Here is a 15,637-nt window from a genome sequence, read left to right on the forward strand (position 1 = left end):
TTCTTATCTTAAATCAGTGATTTTACAAACGTCCATATCTCCATAATCCAAGTTTTCACCAGCCATTCCCCAGATAAAAGTATAATTTGAAGTTCCTGAACCCGAGTGAATTGACCAAGGCGGAGAAATTACCGCTTGATGATTATTCATCCAAATATGACGTGTTTCCTGAGGTTGTCCCATAAAATGACAAACAGCCTGATTCTCCGGAATATCCAAATAGAAATAAACTTCCATACGACGATCGTGAACGTGCGCCGGCATTGTATTCCAAACACTTCCCGGTTTTAGTTCCGTCATTCCCATTTGCAATTGACAAGTGGTAACAACGCTTCCAATAATCATTTGATTTACCGTTCTGTGATTTGCCGTTTCCATTGTTCCCAGTTGTAATTTATTGGCTTCTGCCAAACTCACTTTTACAGTTGGATAACTTGTATGTGCGGGAGCAGAATTGATATAGAATTTAGCAGGATTCTTGCTGTCGTCGCTTTTAAAAACCACTTCTTTATTACCACTTCCGATATACAAAGCATCTTTAAAATCTAATTCGAAAGATTTCCCTTCGACAACAACAGAACCTTTACCACCAACATTAATAATCCCGATTTCTCTTCTTTCCAAAAAATAAGAAGCTTTAAGCGGATCGATACTTTCTAAAGTCAAATCACCTTTTACCGGAACTGCTGATCCTGTAATATATCTGTCGTAATGAGAATACGTTAATACAATTTCATCTTCCTGCATTAGATCTTCAATTAAGAATTCTTTTCTTAATTCCTGAGTATCATATTTTTTAACAGCTTCTGGGCTTGACGCGTATCTTGAACTATATTTCGTCATAATTTTAATTTAATGTAATCGATTGCACAAATTTAGATTTTTATTTTAAAATACCTTTTAGAATCGTTCTAAAATTTTGCTAAATCTTATAAATCTGTGATTGGACGGTATTTTGGAACCAATGTTTTCATTACGATCCAACCTGTTAAGTAACAAACGGCGCAAATAGAAAAGATGATAAAGTATCCGGCTTCAATTCCTTTAAAGCCCATAAAAGCCATATTGGTTTCTTTGCTATAATCAAACAACAAACCCGAACCTTTGTTGATTAAAGTTGAACCAACACCTCCGGCTAAACCACCAATTCCCGTAATAGTTGCGATTGCTTTTTTAGGAAACATATCTCCTACTGTAGTAAAAATATTTGCCGACCACGATTGATGTGCCGCGCCCGAAATTCCAATAATAATTACTGGAATCCAATAACTTATATATCCTAAAGGCTGTGCAATCAACGCTAATAAAGGGAAAAATGCAAAAATCAACATTGCTCTCATTCTGCCTTCGTATGGATTCATTCCTTTCTTTTCGACAAAATAAGTCGGTAGCCAGCCTCCAATAATAGAAAGCAATGTAATCATGTATAAAACAAATAATGGCAATGCGGCTTCTGTAGAATCCATTCCGTAAACCGAACTTAAATACGCTGGCGTCCAGAACAAAAAGAACCACCAAACACCATCTGTCATGAATTTTCCAAAAGCAAAAGCCCACGTTTGTTTGTATTTAAAACAATCCACAAAAGAAACTTTGGTTTTGGTTTCCGGAATATAGCCAACTAGTTTACTATCAGCAATATCATCTTGTTGAATATATTCTAGTTCTGCAGCACTAACTCTTGGATGTTTTTCTGGTTTATCATACATAAAAACCCAAAATCCCATCCATACAAAACCTAACGCACCAATGATAATAAAAGACATTTCCCAACCAAAAGACGCTGCAATGAACGGAATCGATATTGGAGCTGCCAATGCGCCAACAGTAGCTCCGGCATTAAATATACTGGTAGAAAATGCTCTGTCTTTTTTAGGAAAATATTCGGCTGTTGTTTTGATCGCCGCAGGAAAATTTCCCGCTTCACCAATTGCCAGAACAAAACGGGCAAATATGAACAATGTAACACTTACATTAATGACTAATCCGGTATCTTTTACAAGATGAATTGCTTCTTTAGCACCTTCAAAACCTACAAACCAGTTTCCTGTAATATATCCTGCCGTTGCAATCCCACAAAAGGCGTGTAAACAAGCTCCAAAAGACCAAATCCCGATTGCCCAAAGAAATCCTTTTTTAGTATCCAACCAATCCACAAAACGTCCAGCAAATAATAATGAAACTGCATAAAATATAGAAAATAATGCTGTAATATTCCCGTAATCATTATTAGTCCAATGAAACTCCGGCGCAATAAAATCGCTCCATGTCAACGAAAGTACTTGTCTGTCTAAATAATTAATTGTAGTTGCAAAAAATAGCAATGCGCAAATACTCCAACGATACTTTCCTGTAGATTTACCGGTTTGGCTCATAATAACTGCATCTGTTTGGTTCATTGTAATGGTTTATTATAAATTTTTACTTTTTGGCTTTTCAATTTCATTATTATTTAAAAATTCGAAAGATTCAAATCTTTAAAAAATCAAATAATGTAATCGATTGCACAAATATACTTTTAAATCTTTATATTCCAAATAATTTGTTTAAAATTTTAATTTAAGCCAATAAATAAACATATCGAATAAAAAAAATAATACATAATTACATATTAAACAATATATTTGTTAATTCGTGAATTTCAAAAAACAAAAGATTTATCAACATAAAAACACCCTAAAAGAGCTCTTTTTTCAGATGTTTTTTTCTAATAGAAAATTCCTCATATTTTTACCGTTTTTACAGCATAAATCGACTTTTATAAAGTAAATTACATCCCGATTACGACAACCCTAAATACTTTTAAAATTGAAAAAACTAAAAAACCAATTATTCAAGAAAACACTACTAATTCCAATACTGTTCTTAGCATTTATGAATTCTTTACAAGCACAAAATTCTCAACCAATACCACTTTGGGATAAAGTTCCAGGGGAAATTAAACACTATGATTATATTGAAAAACCTGGTTTTAATTTAAATCCTTGGTATATTGAAAGTACGAGTCATGTTACAATGCCTACTTTAACTGTCTTTTTGCCAAAAGAACAAAAGGCGATTCAAAGCGCCGTTATTATACTTCCCGGAGGAGGATATCAACACTTAGCAATTGATAAAGAAGGAACTAAGGTTGCTGAATGGTTTAATAGTTTAGGAATTGCAGCATTTGTTTTAAAATACCGTTTGCCTAGTGATTTAATTATGACGGATAAAACCATTGGTCCTTTACAAGATGCGCAGCAAGCCGTTCGCTATGTGAGAGAAAATGCTAAAAAATGGAATATTGATCCGAAAAAGATTGGTGTTTTAGGATTTTCTGCCGGAGGACATTTGGCATCAACTTTAGCAACACATTATGATGATAAAGTATATGAAAACGCTTCAAAAGTAAGTGCTAGACCAGATTTTTCTCTTCTGATTTATCCTGTAATTTCGATGCAAAATGATATTACACACAAAGGTTCACAAACTAGTTTATTAGGTGAACATCCTTCTCAGGAATTAATTGATTCATTTTCTAATGAAAAAAGAGTAACCGCACAAACTCCACCAACCTTTTTGATTCATGCTACAGACGATACTGTGGTTTTGCCCGAAAACAGCATCAATTACTATTTAGCACTCAAAAAAAATGGTGTTTCTGCTGAAATGCATATTTATGAAAAAGGCGGACACGGTTTTGGTTTAGGCATTGAAGATACCAGTAAACACTGGACTAAAGATTGCGAAGAATGGCTAAAAAGTAATGGTTATAAAAACTAAAAGTAAAAAAAAGGGTCTTTAGAATCAGTTAAAAAACCAAATCTAAAGACCCTATAAAAATTAGACAGACTTGTACTCTTGCAAATTTATACAACTCGACCCACGATCAAATGAATACGCCCAATTTTCATTGTAATAAAAAATTGTTTCTCCAAAAACAGTTTTAACCATAGAATCAAATAAGATGTTTAAAAAGGCAAAAGCATCTTATTTCTTGATTTCTACTCTACAAAACTACATTGTACTTTTATGAATTCATTACGGGTTTCCTCATTTTACACAATAAAAATCATTTTTTATTACTTATAATTTCTAATTTCTTGTTTTCGATCGCGTTAGAAATATTTTTTAACAAAAGTTTAATTAAAAGGTACTAAGGCTTTAAGCTCCTAAGTTACTAAGGTTTTAATCGAATGTTAATTTTTAGTTAGTATCGCGAAACTTTGATACTGAAATTCTGATTCATTAACATTTCTTGTTCTAGATTAAGTTGAAACTGTAATTTCTGAAATACATTTGTCATGTAAATTAGAAGTTCTTTTGACAACTAAAAAACTTAGCGACTTAGTACCTTAGAAACTCAGAACCTTAATTAAAAGATTTCTTGTTCTAGATTAAGTTGAAACTGCAATTTCTGAAATACATTTGTCATGTAAATTAGAAGTTCTAATAAAATATGAAGATTAAAAAAACTTAGAAACATAGAACCTCAAATAAAAACAAACAAAATGAAAATATTTGAATTCTTAATACTCGGAAAAAACGAACCAATTTTGGAGATCTTACTTAGATTGGTAAATGCATACGAAAATTGGAATGCAGTTGGCTTCAGCGATGAAAATCTAGCTCAGGAATATTTTCAAAACCACAAAATCGATATTGTTCTTTTGAGTTCCGGAATCGAAGATCACATCGAAAAAGAGTTTACCCAATTTTGTTTAGAACAACAACCTGATGTCGAAGTAATAGAACATTTTGGCGGCGGAAGCGGTTTACTAAAATCTGAAATACAACACAGATTATATCTTAAAGGAAAAATTTAGATACCCGAATTTTTCTCTTCAATACTTTATTAATTAACACATTTACGAAGATCGCCTAACTATTGACGATATATCGTTAAAATCTCTATTGCCTTTTTTTAAAAATTCGTTAGAAATCAACGCCTTACAAACAAGGCACTGCTTTTGAACGCAATAAACTGAAAATCAAACTGAATACAAATTTTAAAAACCTTTTTTATTAACAAACAAAATTACATTATCATGAAAAAATTAGTTTTAACAGCAGTTTTATTATTCGTAGTATTTATCGGTTTCGCACAAAAACCAAGCCCGGCACTACTAGACCCAACAAATCATACTTTAGTCTTAATTGATTACGAAAGCCAAATGGCCTTTGCAGTAAGCAACATTCCAATAGATCAGCTTAGAAACAATACTGCATTAGTAGCCGGAGCTTCTAAAATTTTCAAAGTGCCGACTATCGTAACAACCGTTGCCGAAAAATCTTTCAGCGGACCTGTTTTTAGAGAAATTGAAGAGTTTTATCCTCAAAAAACTTCTAACTATATCGATCGTACAACCATGAATACTTGGGAAGATGCCCCAGCACGTAAAGCAATTATTGCAACAGGTAAAAAGAAAATTGTTTTTGGCGGATTATGGACAAGCGTTTGTATTGTTGGACCGGTTTTATCAGCCATTAACGAAGGTTATGATGTGTATGTAATTACAGATGCGAGCGGTGATGTTTCTAAAGAAGCTCACGAAATGGCTGTAACTCGTATGGTTCAAGCCGGTGCTCATCCTGTAACTTCATTGCAATATTTATTAGAATTACAACGCGACTGGGCTCGTCAGGAAACTTATGTTCCTGTAACAGATTTAGTTAAAAAATACGGCGGCGCTTATGGTGTAGGTGTTCAGTATGCGCACGAAATGTTGAAACACTAAATACAATTCAACGCGGATAAAACGGATTCGCTATCGCGAAAACGCTGATTTTAAGGATTTTTTTAATTAAAGTTAAATCTATAAATCCGTTTTTATCCGCGTTTTTGCAACGCAAATCCCTAAAATCAGCGATCTATTTCCTCTTAAAATATTTCCAGAAATTGATTTTGAAAGCATTTTTTTGTTCCAGATAAATTCAAAATAAGACAGACTGATTAATAAGAAATTTATAGTATTTTTGATAAAGCAATTCAAAACAATACCACTTAAAGATTTCTGTTTATGAAAAATAGTCTACTCTTAGTAATACTTTGTTTATCGGTACAAATAAGCAATTCACAAAAATTATACTTTCCAAAAAGTAATTATACTGACAGCCTTAATTTTTCTAAAAACCTGACATTATTAGCCAAAAAGATAGTGCCTGTTTATTCCAATTCGGACAAAGCAACGTATTTGGATAATTACGCCCGAATCAATTTTATTGCTCAGGATTATACAACGATGAAAAAGACAATGCGAACTTATGCGCAAGAGATTATGGGTGACAGTATTGCCAATAAGCCGTTTGGTTTTCATTACAGAACTTATGCAAATGCGATTGCTAAAAACCCAAAAACAAAAGCTGAATTCGATAAATATTTCACCTCTGAATTTAAAACTTTATATGATAGTTATAATAATGATGGAAAAACCTGGGTAGAAAATTATTATAGTATTCAACTAAATGAAATGAAGAAGCAATATGAAACTAAACGAAACGATTGTCAGGCCAATGACAGTATCAGTTTAGAAGATGCCGCTTTATTATGTAAAGTCTATTCGAGATATGTAGTTTACAGTAAAAGCCTTGCTCCTGCCAAAGAAATAATCGCAAAAATAGAAGCCGAAAAATATATTATAGACAACAATATCATCATTACATTACCAAACGGAAGCACGATATCCGGCTCGATGGTTAGAAATCGAAATATAACGGAACCACAACCAGTTGTAATGCAATATAATATTTACGCAGGAGCTGAAGTTTCAGACTGCAAGGAAATTGCTAATATGGGATATGTGGGTTTTGTAGCAAATACAAGAGGAAAACGACTGAGCAACGATCCTATAGAACCTTATGAACACGATGGTGACGACGCTTATTACATCTTAGACTGGATTAGTAAACAGCCTTGGTGCAATGGCAAAATTGGTATTTATGGAGGAAGTTATTTAGGCTTTAGCCAATGGAGCGCTGTAAAAAAAGTACATCCAGCCTTAAAAACAATCGTTCCGCTTGTGTCTGTGGGCGCAGGAATTGATTTCCCCATGCAAAATGGCGTCTTTATGAGTTATGCTTTAAGATGGATTCATTTTGTAGCAAATAACAAACTAACGGATTTAAATGACTTTCAAAATAACAAAAAATGGGACGACGTTTTTACGCAATATTATAAAAATGGTTCCAGTTTTCGTTCCCTAGATAAAATTGAAGGAAATCCATCTCCATTGTTTCATAGATGGCTAGATCATCCAACTTATGACAGTTATTGGCAAAATATGACACCACAAAAAGAAGCTTTTGCCAATATTAATATTCCTATTTTAAGTACAACAGGATATTATGATGACGATCAGATTGGTGCAATGTATTATTACAACCAATATCATAAATACAACAAAAGCGATAACTATTATCTAATTATAGGACCTTATGATCACGGAGGTTCACAAGGATATCCCAAAAAAGAATTAGGCGGTTATACGCTTGACGAAGTTGCTACTATTCCGATAAATTCTATCATTTTCGAATGGTTTGATTATATCTTAAAAGGCGCAAAACGTCCGGAAGTTTTAAAAGACAAAGTCAACTTTGAAATTATGGGCAAAAATAAATGGAAAAGTGTTCCATCGTTGGATAAAATGCACAATCAGGAAATCACTTTTTATCTTGACAATGCAAACTCAAAATATTCATTACAAAAAGCGGCTCCTAAAAAACCAATTGCAATAAATCAAACCGTTGACCTTAAAGATCGCTCAGAAATTAACATCTATCAGGATGATTCTGTTTCCGGTTTTCCCAGAGTCATAGATTCGATTTTAAGAACCGAAAAACAATTAATGATTTTTGAAAGTGACGCATTAGCTGAACCAACAATTATAAGTGGTTCAATAAAAGCATCTTTAAAAATCAGTATCAATAAAAAGGATTTGGATGTACAAATACAACTTTATGAAAAAACTCCTGATGGCCGTTATTTTGCTTTAACAAATAACTTGCAAAGAGCCAGTTTAGCAAAAGACAGAACAAAAAGACAACTTTTGACTCCTAATAAAATAGAAACAATTGATTTGAATCAAAATTATATCATCTCAAAACAATTACAAAAAGGAAGCAAAATTGTAATTGCTCTTGGTGTAAATAAAAATCCAAATTGGGAAGTTAACTATGGTTCCGGCAAGAATGTAAGCGACGAAACAATGGCTGATGCCGCTGAACCTCTAAAAATAAAATGGTACTCAAATAGTTCGATTACAATTCCAATTTTAAAACAATAATTAATGCTGAACGATAAAAGAATAGTTCCTGTTTTCAAATTATTTTTAGGATGCCTTTTCGTGATTTTTATTTCATGGGTTTTATTTTTTTTGATCGATGAATTTGATCTTTATAGCAATCCTTTTTGGAGTTTGATTTTTTATATATTGTATTTTGCAGTTTTTATATCTTTTTATTTAGCTGTTATTTTATTCATTGCTTTAGTTTATTTAGTACTAAGAAAATATGTTTTAAAGAAGGTATAAAACAACGTTTTAAAGCAAAACAATTCTCTAAGTAAACAACCTTAAATTAAAATGGAAAAGAAATATTCTGTTGTTATTCATCCTTCGCAAGATGTTATTGATTCGATTAAAACGATGAAAGAACTTTTAGCGGATAAAGTTGGTTGGTTTAACAGCAAAAATTCTGTGGCTCATATTACGATTTGTGAATTTAAAATTGATGAATCTCAAATTGACAAATACAAACAGAAACTCTTTAAAATCTGTGATACTTTTTCGCCTTTTCAGGTTTATTTAGATCATTATGATTCTTATGAAAATGGCGCTTTTTTCATTTCTCCAAATGAAGATTCTAAAATGCTTCTAAAACCTATCATGAAAAAAACTCAGGATGCATTGCAGCTTTCAAACTTGATAAAAAGCAATGATCCTCATATTTCAATTGGTCGAAGATTAACGCCCGAAAGCCTTAAAATTGCCAATCATTTATTTACAACAATCGATATTGATTTTTTGTGTGACAATATCATTTTAAGAGAATTCGATCCCGTAAAAAAACAGTTTTTTGTAATTGATTCTTTTTCTTTTAATGGAAATTCACAACCGGAATTTGTTCAGGGAAGTTTGTTTTAAATACAAAGCTGGTATTATTTAATCGCGCAAAGACGCAAAGTCGCAAAGTTTATTTCCTTTACCACTTTGCGTCTTTGCGTGAATTAACTTTGCGAACCTTGCGTAAAACCTTGCGAGCTTTGCGGTTAAATAACAACAAAGTAAAAACATGAAACAAAGAAAACCTGAAACCCAAAAAACAATCTTTTAATTTTTCGTATATTTGAATTTTACAAATTTACTCTCATGAAATCATTAGATTCATTTTACGAAGATATTACAGGAGGCTCTACTATCGAACCGAGTTCATTGTTACCAAACGACATTAAAAAAGAAATTGGGCATTTTAATGTTTTTGATATAAAAGAGCTTTACGAAAGGATGAAAGAAAAGCCTGGTATGCCTTATGACAGAAGAGCTTATTACAAAATAAGTTTGATAAGAGGTAAAAACAGAGCCGAATATGCTGATAAAATAATCGAAATCGATAAACAAGGACTTTTATTTGCTACGCCAAAAATCCCTTATAACTATTTACCGCAAGACACAAATCAATCCGGGCAATTTTGCGTTTTCACAAGTGAGTTTTTATCGAAAAATAAAAGCGGAATTGACTTAGATGAACTTCCTATTTTTGCTACAGACGGATATCCTATTTTTCAACTTACAGATGAAGAAGTTGCCGAAGTTGAATTGATTTTCAATAAAATACAAAAAGAAATCAACTCCGATTATATTTATAAATATGATTTAATTCGAAATTATGTTGCTGAATTAATTCACTTTGGACAAAAATTACAGCCAATAACTGCGTTGTATTCTAAACATAATTCAGCTACAAGAGTTTCGTCTTTATTTGCAGAATTACTGGAAAGACAATTCCCAATTGAATCACCAAATCAACGATTAGAGCTAAGAACTGCTAAAGATTTTGCGGAAAGATTATCCGTTCATGTCAATCATTTGAATAAAGTTCTAAAAGAAAACACAGGAAAAACCACAACCGAATTAATCAGTACGAGATTAACGAATGAGGCCAAAATCCTTTTAAAACAAACCGATTGGAACATATCTGAGATTGCGTTTTCATTAGGTTTTGAAGAATTGGCGCACTTTTCTAATTTCTTCAAAAAACAAACTTCTTTTACGCCTTTAGTGTTTAGATTGTAGAATTTAGATTTCTGATTTTAGATTTCTGATTTTAGATTACTGCTTGTTGATTATTGCAGAATAGTAATCTCAAAGCTTGTCCTCCTGAGCGAAGTCGAAGGATCTCATGCTAAATCCGTATAGAACGTTAAACGGTGTGTGTCCTTCGACTTCGCTCAGGAAGACATAAAATGAAAATAGAAAATTGGATTTTATTCTTTCTCTGATTTGAATTTTGCAAACATCGGTTTGATATTTACAATTCCCCAAGACTACTTCGCTCCTACCTTTGTCTAATCAATTTAAAAGATCGAAAAGATGAATTTATCAAACAACAAAATTTTAATAACTGGTGGCGCAAGCGGCATTGGACTTGGGCTTACCGAAAGATTTATTCAGGAAAACAATACTGTAATTATTTGCGGAAGACGTGAATCTGTTTTGGAAGAAGTTAAAGCAAAATTCCCAACAGTAATTACAAAAGTACGCGACTTGTCAAACGAAGCAGAACGTGTAGCGCTTTACGAATGGATTGCAGAAAATCACAGCGATTTGAATGTTTTAATTAATAATGCAGGAATTCAAAAATGGGTTTCGGTTACAGATGCAGACTTTTTCGAAAGTGCCAAAACTGAAATCGCAACAAATATAGAAGCTCCGCTACATTTAACTTCTCTTTTTATTCAGTTAAAATCGCTTACAACTGTAATGAATGTAACTTCTGGATTATCACTTTCTCCATTTGCAAAAGTTCCTGTTTATTCGGCTACCAAAGCATTTTTCCGTTCGTTCACGATTTCACTTCGTCATATCTTAAAAGGAAAAAATATTGAAGTAATCGAAATTATTCCTCCGGCTTTAAATACAGATCTTGGCGGAGTTGGTTTACACGATGCACATCCAAGTGTAAGTGATTTTATCGTTTCTATTTTTGAACAATTAAAAGAAGGAAACGACGAACTTACTTTTGGAACCAGCGCAACAAGAATAAACTCCAGCATTCCGGAATTAAAAGAATCTTTCAACGCATTGCACGCTAATTTGTAAAACTGTGAAATGTAAAATGTGATTTGTGAAATACTATATACTAAAACATCTCACAAATCACATTTTACATCTAACATTTTACTTTTCACAATCAACAATTAACAATCAACAATTAAATAAAATGGCAGTAAATACAAAAATAGCTCTTGTTACAGGCGGTAGCAGAGGTTTAGGAAAAAATATGGCAATCGCAATTGCAAAAAAAGGAATTGACGTAATCATTACTTACAACAGTAAAAAAGACGAAGCAGATTCAGTAGTAAAAGAAATCGAAAGTCTAGGACAAAAAGCAGTGGCTCTTCAACTGAATGTTGCGGATTCAAGTACATTTGATGGCTTTTTCGGAAGTATTTCTGAAACTTTAAAAACCGTTTTTAGCACAGATAAATTTGACTTTTTGGTTAACAACGCCGGAATCGGAATTCATAATTCGTTTATAGGAACAACAGAAGCGGAGTTTGATCAATTGACAAATATTCAGTTCAAAGGACCTTTTTTCTTAACGCAAAAAGCGCTTAATGTAATGAATGACGGCGGCGGAATTGTAAATATTTCAACTGGTTTGGCAAGATTTTCATTCCCTGGTTATGCCGCATATGCATCTATGAAAGGTGCAATTGAAACACTAACAAAATACCAGGCAAAAGAACTTGGCGAAAGAAAAATCAGAGCAAACGTTGTAGCTCCGGGCGCAATCGAAACTGATTTTGGCGGCGGAGTCGTTCGTGACAATGAGCAATTAAACAAAAACTTAGCAGCTTTAACCGCTTTAGGAAGAGTTGGTTTGCCGGATGATATTGGCGGAGTTGTTGCTTTTTTATGTACCGAAGATGCTCGTTGGGTAAACGCACAAAGAATCGAAGTTTCTGGCGGAATGAATTTGTAATTTTAAATTAATCCACAATCTGATTAAACCTAGCAGATTTTATATCGAGGCTTCGGGCAATGGCATTAAGCTAAGCTTTTAGAAAATAAAATCCGTTTTTATCCGCGTTTTTACGAAGTAAATCTGTTTTATCCGCGTCAAAATTAGACGCTGATTTTACGGATTCGCTAAAGCGAAAACGCTGATAAAAACGGATTTTTTTAATTACTTTTTTGATTAAATTGTTAAGTAGTTTTGTAGATTTCTCCTTAACTTAAAGACATTGGGCTTCGGGATTGTTGGGTTTGTTATTAGAAGTAAACTTGCTTATTATAAAATATCTATCTCGATTCTTTTAATAAATTCACCTTCTTTATTAAAGACAATATTGTACATTTTTTTATCTTTTTTTGCTTCTGCAATGTACGTTTCATTGTTTTTATCATCAATCTTGGTCAAAATTTTACCGACAGACTTTACTTTACCTTTTATGGGGTAATTTATCTTTAGGTAATCCTGAGCTTTTAAAGGCAGTTTATTAATTGAAATTTCTGTTTTTAAAGATTTAAAAGCTCCATAACTATCATAAAGCACATATGCTTTGGTTGCAGTAACAGGATTAAATGTTCCTTCAAAATAAATTTCTTCCTCATTACCATACTCAATAGACCAAAGTACTTTTTTTTGAGAATATTCTTTTTCAAAAACTGTAGTCACAGCTTGTGGCGGCACAAGTATACTCCTTTGCCCTATTAAGAAACTCGTGTTTAAAAAAGTAATAATTAGTAAAATATATTTCATTTATATCTATTGTAATTTCAATGACTACAAATAACGTGAAAAATGTACAGTACTTAATAAAAGAAAGATAAAACTTACGTATTTTTTTTATTGACCACTTTTTGAAATTCATCTGAAATAGCAAACTATTGCTTTTTAGCTCCGATAGTCGAAGCATAGGGTGCGGGATTAGCTCCTAAAAAAATTACTATAATTAATTGAAAAACAAAATGATAAAAATCAAAACCCGACAAGTTTAAATAAACAAGTCGGGTTTCTCATTTTCAAATATATTGAATTAGTAAGTCTTCTTTTAGTCTTTTTGGATTATGACGTCAAAACCGCCATTTTGATCAAAGACAACATCGTAAAATTTTGATTCTTTTTCTACACCTACTTCATAAGTAGTTTTCTTTTTATCATCTACTACGACAGCAATTTCGCGAATGGCTTTTGCCGGATAATTTTTCTTTAAATAACTTTGAGCTTTCGCCGGAAGTTTACTTAATGGAATTTGCGTTTCAAATGCTTTTAAAACTCCCAGATTATCATAAACCGCTAGCGATTCTGTATTTTCATTGGTTCTAAACTTTCCTTCGTAACGTATTTCATCATCATCATCGCCAACATATTTTAAAGTCCAGGATGCTATTTTTCCAGGATATTCTTTTTGAAAAGTAAACAAGACTTTTTCTGGTGGCGTAACTGCACTACTTGGTGCAATTTGATTTTGCGCTACTAGAAAGCAACTATACAAAAGTGTTAAAATTAAAAATGCTTTTCTCATGAGTCCGATTTTTACATTAATAATACTTCACTAAAATTACATTTTTTTTAACAAGAAAAAAGAACTTTTAACGAATACTTCATTTTTTTAATCTATCGGACAACTCTCTTTTATAAGTAATTCCTATAGGAAGTTTCTCGTTTTTAATAATAACAAAATCTTTGTCCGTAGTTTCAATCTTATCCAACGCTACAATATAGGATTTGTGAATGCGCATAAAGTTCTTTTCGGGCAGACATTTTTCAAATTCACTTGTTGTAATCGAAGCTAAATAGGTTCTTTTTATCGTGTGTAGTTTCACATAATTTCCAAAACTCTGCGCAAACAAAAGCTGATCTAATTCGATGTCCATAAAATAACCGTCGACTTTTACGCTAACGGAATTTATAACTGTTTCTTCTGTTTTTGCTTTTGCGCTTTCGGCACCAAAAAAACGATCAACGGCCTTTAAAAATCTCGGAAAATAAATAGGTTTTAAAAGATAATCAATCACTCCGTAATCATAACTTTCAAGAGCAAATTCAGAATAAGCAGTCGTTAGAATAGTTTTAGGATGCGTTGGCAGAATCTTTAGCAATTCCATTCCTGAAATCTCCGGCATATTAATATCCAAAAACATCAGATCAACCGGATTTTCGCGAAGATAATCCATTGCTTCAATACCATTGTAGCCTTGAAAAACCAACTCTAATTGTGGATTTTGCTTGATGTAATTCGCCAACACATAATGCGCTGCGGGTTCATCGTCTACAATTATACATTTTTTGGATTCTCTCATTCTACAAACTTTTTCAATTGTACTTTAAAATCTACAATGTAAGTGTTCTTATCGTCCTGAATGTCCAATTTATAGTTTTTTCCGTAAATTAAATTCAAACGTTCGATTGTATTTTTTAAACCAATTTTAGTCGAAACTACATCGGTTTTCTTTGTTGGAATTGAATTTACAACATGCAAATGCAATAATCCATTTTCGACCGTAATAATTATTCTGACGAAACATTTTTCAATAGCACAAGTTCCGTGTTTAAAGGCATTTTCGATAAAAGCAATCAACAACATTGGAGACACTTTATAGGCGTTTTCGTTATCGATTTTAGAATCATAAGTGATTTCGCAACGATAACCAACACGTTCTTTTTCGAGTTGCACATAACTGTTTATAAACTCCAGTTCATCTTCGAGTGAAACACATTTTTTATTGTTACTTTCGAGCTGATAACGCATTAATTGCGAAACTTTCATGATCAAATCCGGCGTTCTGTCCGGAAATTCCAAGCTGATTCCGTAAAGCGTATTAAAGGTATTAAATAAAAAATGCGGATTCAATTGTCCTTTCAAAGAATTCAATTGCATTTCATTAAACAATAGGGTTTCATCTGTTTGTTTTCTGTGAATTCTGTAGAATTTAAACACAATTATAGGACTCAAAATACAAACCAAAGTTCCTAAAACACTCGCCAATTGGTAGACATAACTGCGTTGATGCGAGTTTTGATACAAGCGGCAATTACTAAACATATCGAGCATTGTTATCTCATATAAAAGTACTGAAAATACAAAAACTCCAAAAAGCGTTAGAAATATATAGGTTAAAGGACGTTGTGTTTTGAATAATATTGGCAAAAGAAAAAAACGATTGAATTGGGCATGCATGTATAAAATGAAGTAGAAAAATATGCCCATTAATATGGAAGTAAAAGAACTAAATAACATCCAGTCATTCTTTAATGTATAGATTGTAAATGAAAAGGCAACAACGGCAATTTCCTGCCACCATTTGTTGTCCAATATGTTATCAAATTTTTTATTCATTTTTAAAACTTAAATAGTTTACAAATTAACCACAATTTTTTAATTATTATTTCCATTAAATGACAAATTCAATTGGTCATTTATGATTGTATTACA

General features: G+C 32.4%; 14 protein-coding genes. 8 read left to right on the forward strand and 6 right to left on the reverse strand.

Annotated features, from left to right (window positions below; genetic code table 11):
* Positions 1 to 3: 3 nt before the first annotated feature.
* Together kduI and CLU81_RS01705 are read right to left on the reverse strand one after the other, a co-directional pair.
* A complete protein-coding gene (gene kduI, locus CLU81_RS01700; protein ID WP_099708245.1) occupies positions 4 to 843 on the reverse strand; it encodes a 5-dehydro-4-deoxy-D-glucuronate isomerase in 840 nt (279 codons plus the stop codon).
* 86 nt (positions 844 to 929) lie between these two features.
* On the reverse strand, positions 930 to 2,399 hold the full coding sequence (locus CLU81_RS01705; RefSeq protein WP_099708246.1) for an MFS transporter: 1,470 nt from the start codon (positions 2,397 to 2,399) through the stop codon (positions 930 to 932).
* A 409-nt stretch (positions 2,400 to 2,808) separates the two neighbouring features.
* Here CLU81_RS01705 and CLU81_RS01710 point away from each other — a divergent pair, with 409 nt between their 5' ends.
* From CLU81_RS01710 to CLU81_RS01750, 8 genes are all read left to right on the forward strand, one after another.
* A complete protein-coding gene (locus CLU81_RS01710; protein ID WP_233209632.1) occupies positions 2,809 to 3,762 on the forward strand; it encodes an alpha/beta hydrolase in 954 nt (317 codons plus the stop codon).
* 728 nt (positions 3,763 to 4,490) lie between these two features.
* A complete protein-coding gene (locus CLU81_RS01715) occupies positions 4,491 to 4,805 on the forward strand; it encodes a hypothetical protein (RefSeq protein WP_099708248.1) in 315 nt (104 codons plus the stop codon).
* A 222-nt stretch (positions 4,806 to 5,027) separates the two neighbouring features.
* Positions 5,028 to 5,717, forward strand: a complete 690-nt coding sequence (locus tag CLU81_RS01720; RefSeq protein ID WP_099708249.1) for a hydrolase — start codon at positions 5,028 to 5,030, stop codon at positions 5,715 to 5,717.
* A 282-nt stretch (positions 5,718 to 5,999) separates the two neighbouring features.
* Complete coding sequence (locus CLU81_RS01725) at positions 6,000 to 8,261, forward strand: CocE/NonD family hydrolase (protein ID WP_099708250.1); 2,262 nt, start codon at positions 6,000 to 6,002, stop codon at positions 8,259 to 8,261.
* Positions 8,262 to 8,558: 297 nt separating this feature from the next.
* Entirely contained in the window at positions 8,559 to 9,119 is a 561-nt protein-coding gene (locus CLU81_RS01735; protein WP_099708252.1) for a 2'-5' RNA ligase family protein, read from the forward strand.
* A gap of 225 nt (positions 9,120 to 9,344) precedes the next feature.
* Positions 9,345 to 10,268 (forward strand): AraC family transcriptional regulator, encoded by a 924-nt coding sequence (locus CLU81_RS01740; RefSeq protein ID WP_099708253.1) that lies wholly within the window; start codon positions 9,345 to 9,347, stop codon positions 10,266 to 10,268.
* Between the two features lie 297 nt (positions 10,269 to 10,565).
* Positions 10,566 to 11,294, forward strand: a complete 729-nt coding sequence (locus CLU81_RS01745) for an SDR family oxidoreductase (protein WP_099708254.1) — start codon at positions 10,566 to 10,568, stop codon at positions 11,292 to 11,294.
* Between the two features lie 121 nt (positions 11,295 to 11,415).
* Entirely contained in the window at positions 11,416 to 12,180 is a 765-nt protein-coding gene (locus CLU81_RS01750) for an SDR family NAD(P)-dependent oxidoreductase (protein ID WP_099708255.1), read from the forward strand.
* Positions 12,181 to 12,489: 309 nt separating this feature from the next.
* Here CLU81_RS01750 and CLU81_RS01755 read toward each other — a convergent pair whose 3' ends face one another.
* The 4 genes from CLU81_RS01755 to CLU81_RS01770 form a co-directional block, all read right to left on the reverse strand.
* Positions 12,490 to 12,960: a hypothetical protein gene (locus CLU81_RS01755; protein WP_099708256.1), complete on the reverse strand. Its 471-nt coding sequence runs from the start codon at positions 12,958 to 12,960 to the stop codon at positions 12,490 to 12,492.
* A gap of 292 nt (positions 12,961 to 13,252) precedes the next feature.
* Positions 13,253 to 13,726 carry a PepSY-like domain-containing protein gene (locus CLU81_RS01760; protein ID WP_099708257.1) on the reverse strand — a complete coding sequence of 158 codons (474 nt, stop codon included), beginning with the start codon at positions 13,724 to 13,726 and terminating at the stop codon, positions 13,253 to 13,255.
* A 79-nt stretch (positions 13,727 to 13,805) separates the two neighbouring features.
* Positions 13,806 to 14,504, reverse strand: a complete 699-nt coding sequence (locus CLU81_RS01765) for a LytTR family DNA-binding domain-containing protein (protein WP_099708258.1) — start codon at positions 14,502 to 14,504, stop codon at positions 13,806 to 13,808.
* On the reverse strand, positions 14,501 to 15,541 hold the full coding sequence (locus CLU81_RS01770; RefSeq protein WP_099708259.1) for a sensor histidine kinase: 1,041 nt from the start codon (positions 15,539 to 15,541) through the stop codon (positions 14,501 to 14,503). The genes CLU81_RS01765 and CLU81_RS01770 overlap by 4 nt, the downstream gene beginning before the upstream one ends.
* Positions 15,542 to 15,637 lie beyond the last annotated feature (96 nt).

Origin of the sequence: Flavobacterium sp. 9 (assembly GCF_002754195.1) — a bacterium.
Classification (GTDB): Bacteria; Bacteroidota; Bacteroidia; order Flavobacteriales; family Flavobacteriaceae; genus Flavobacterium.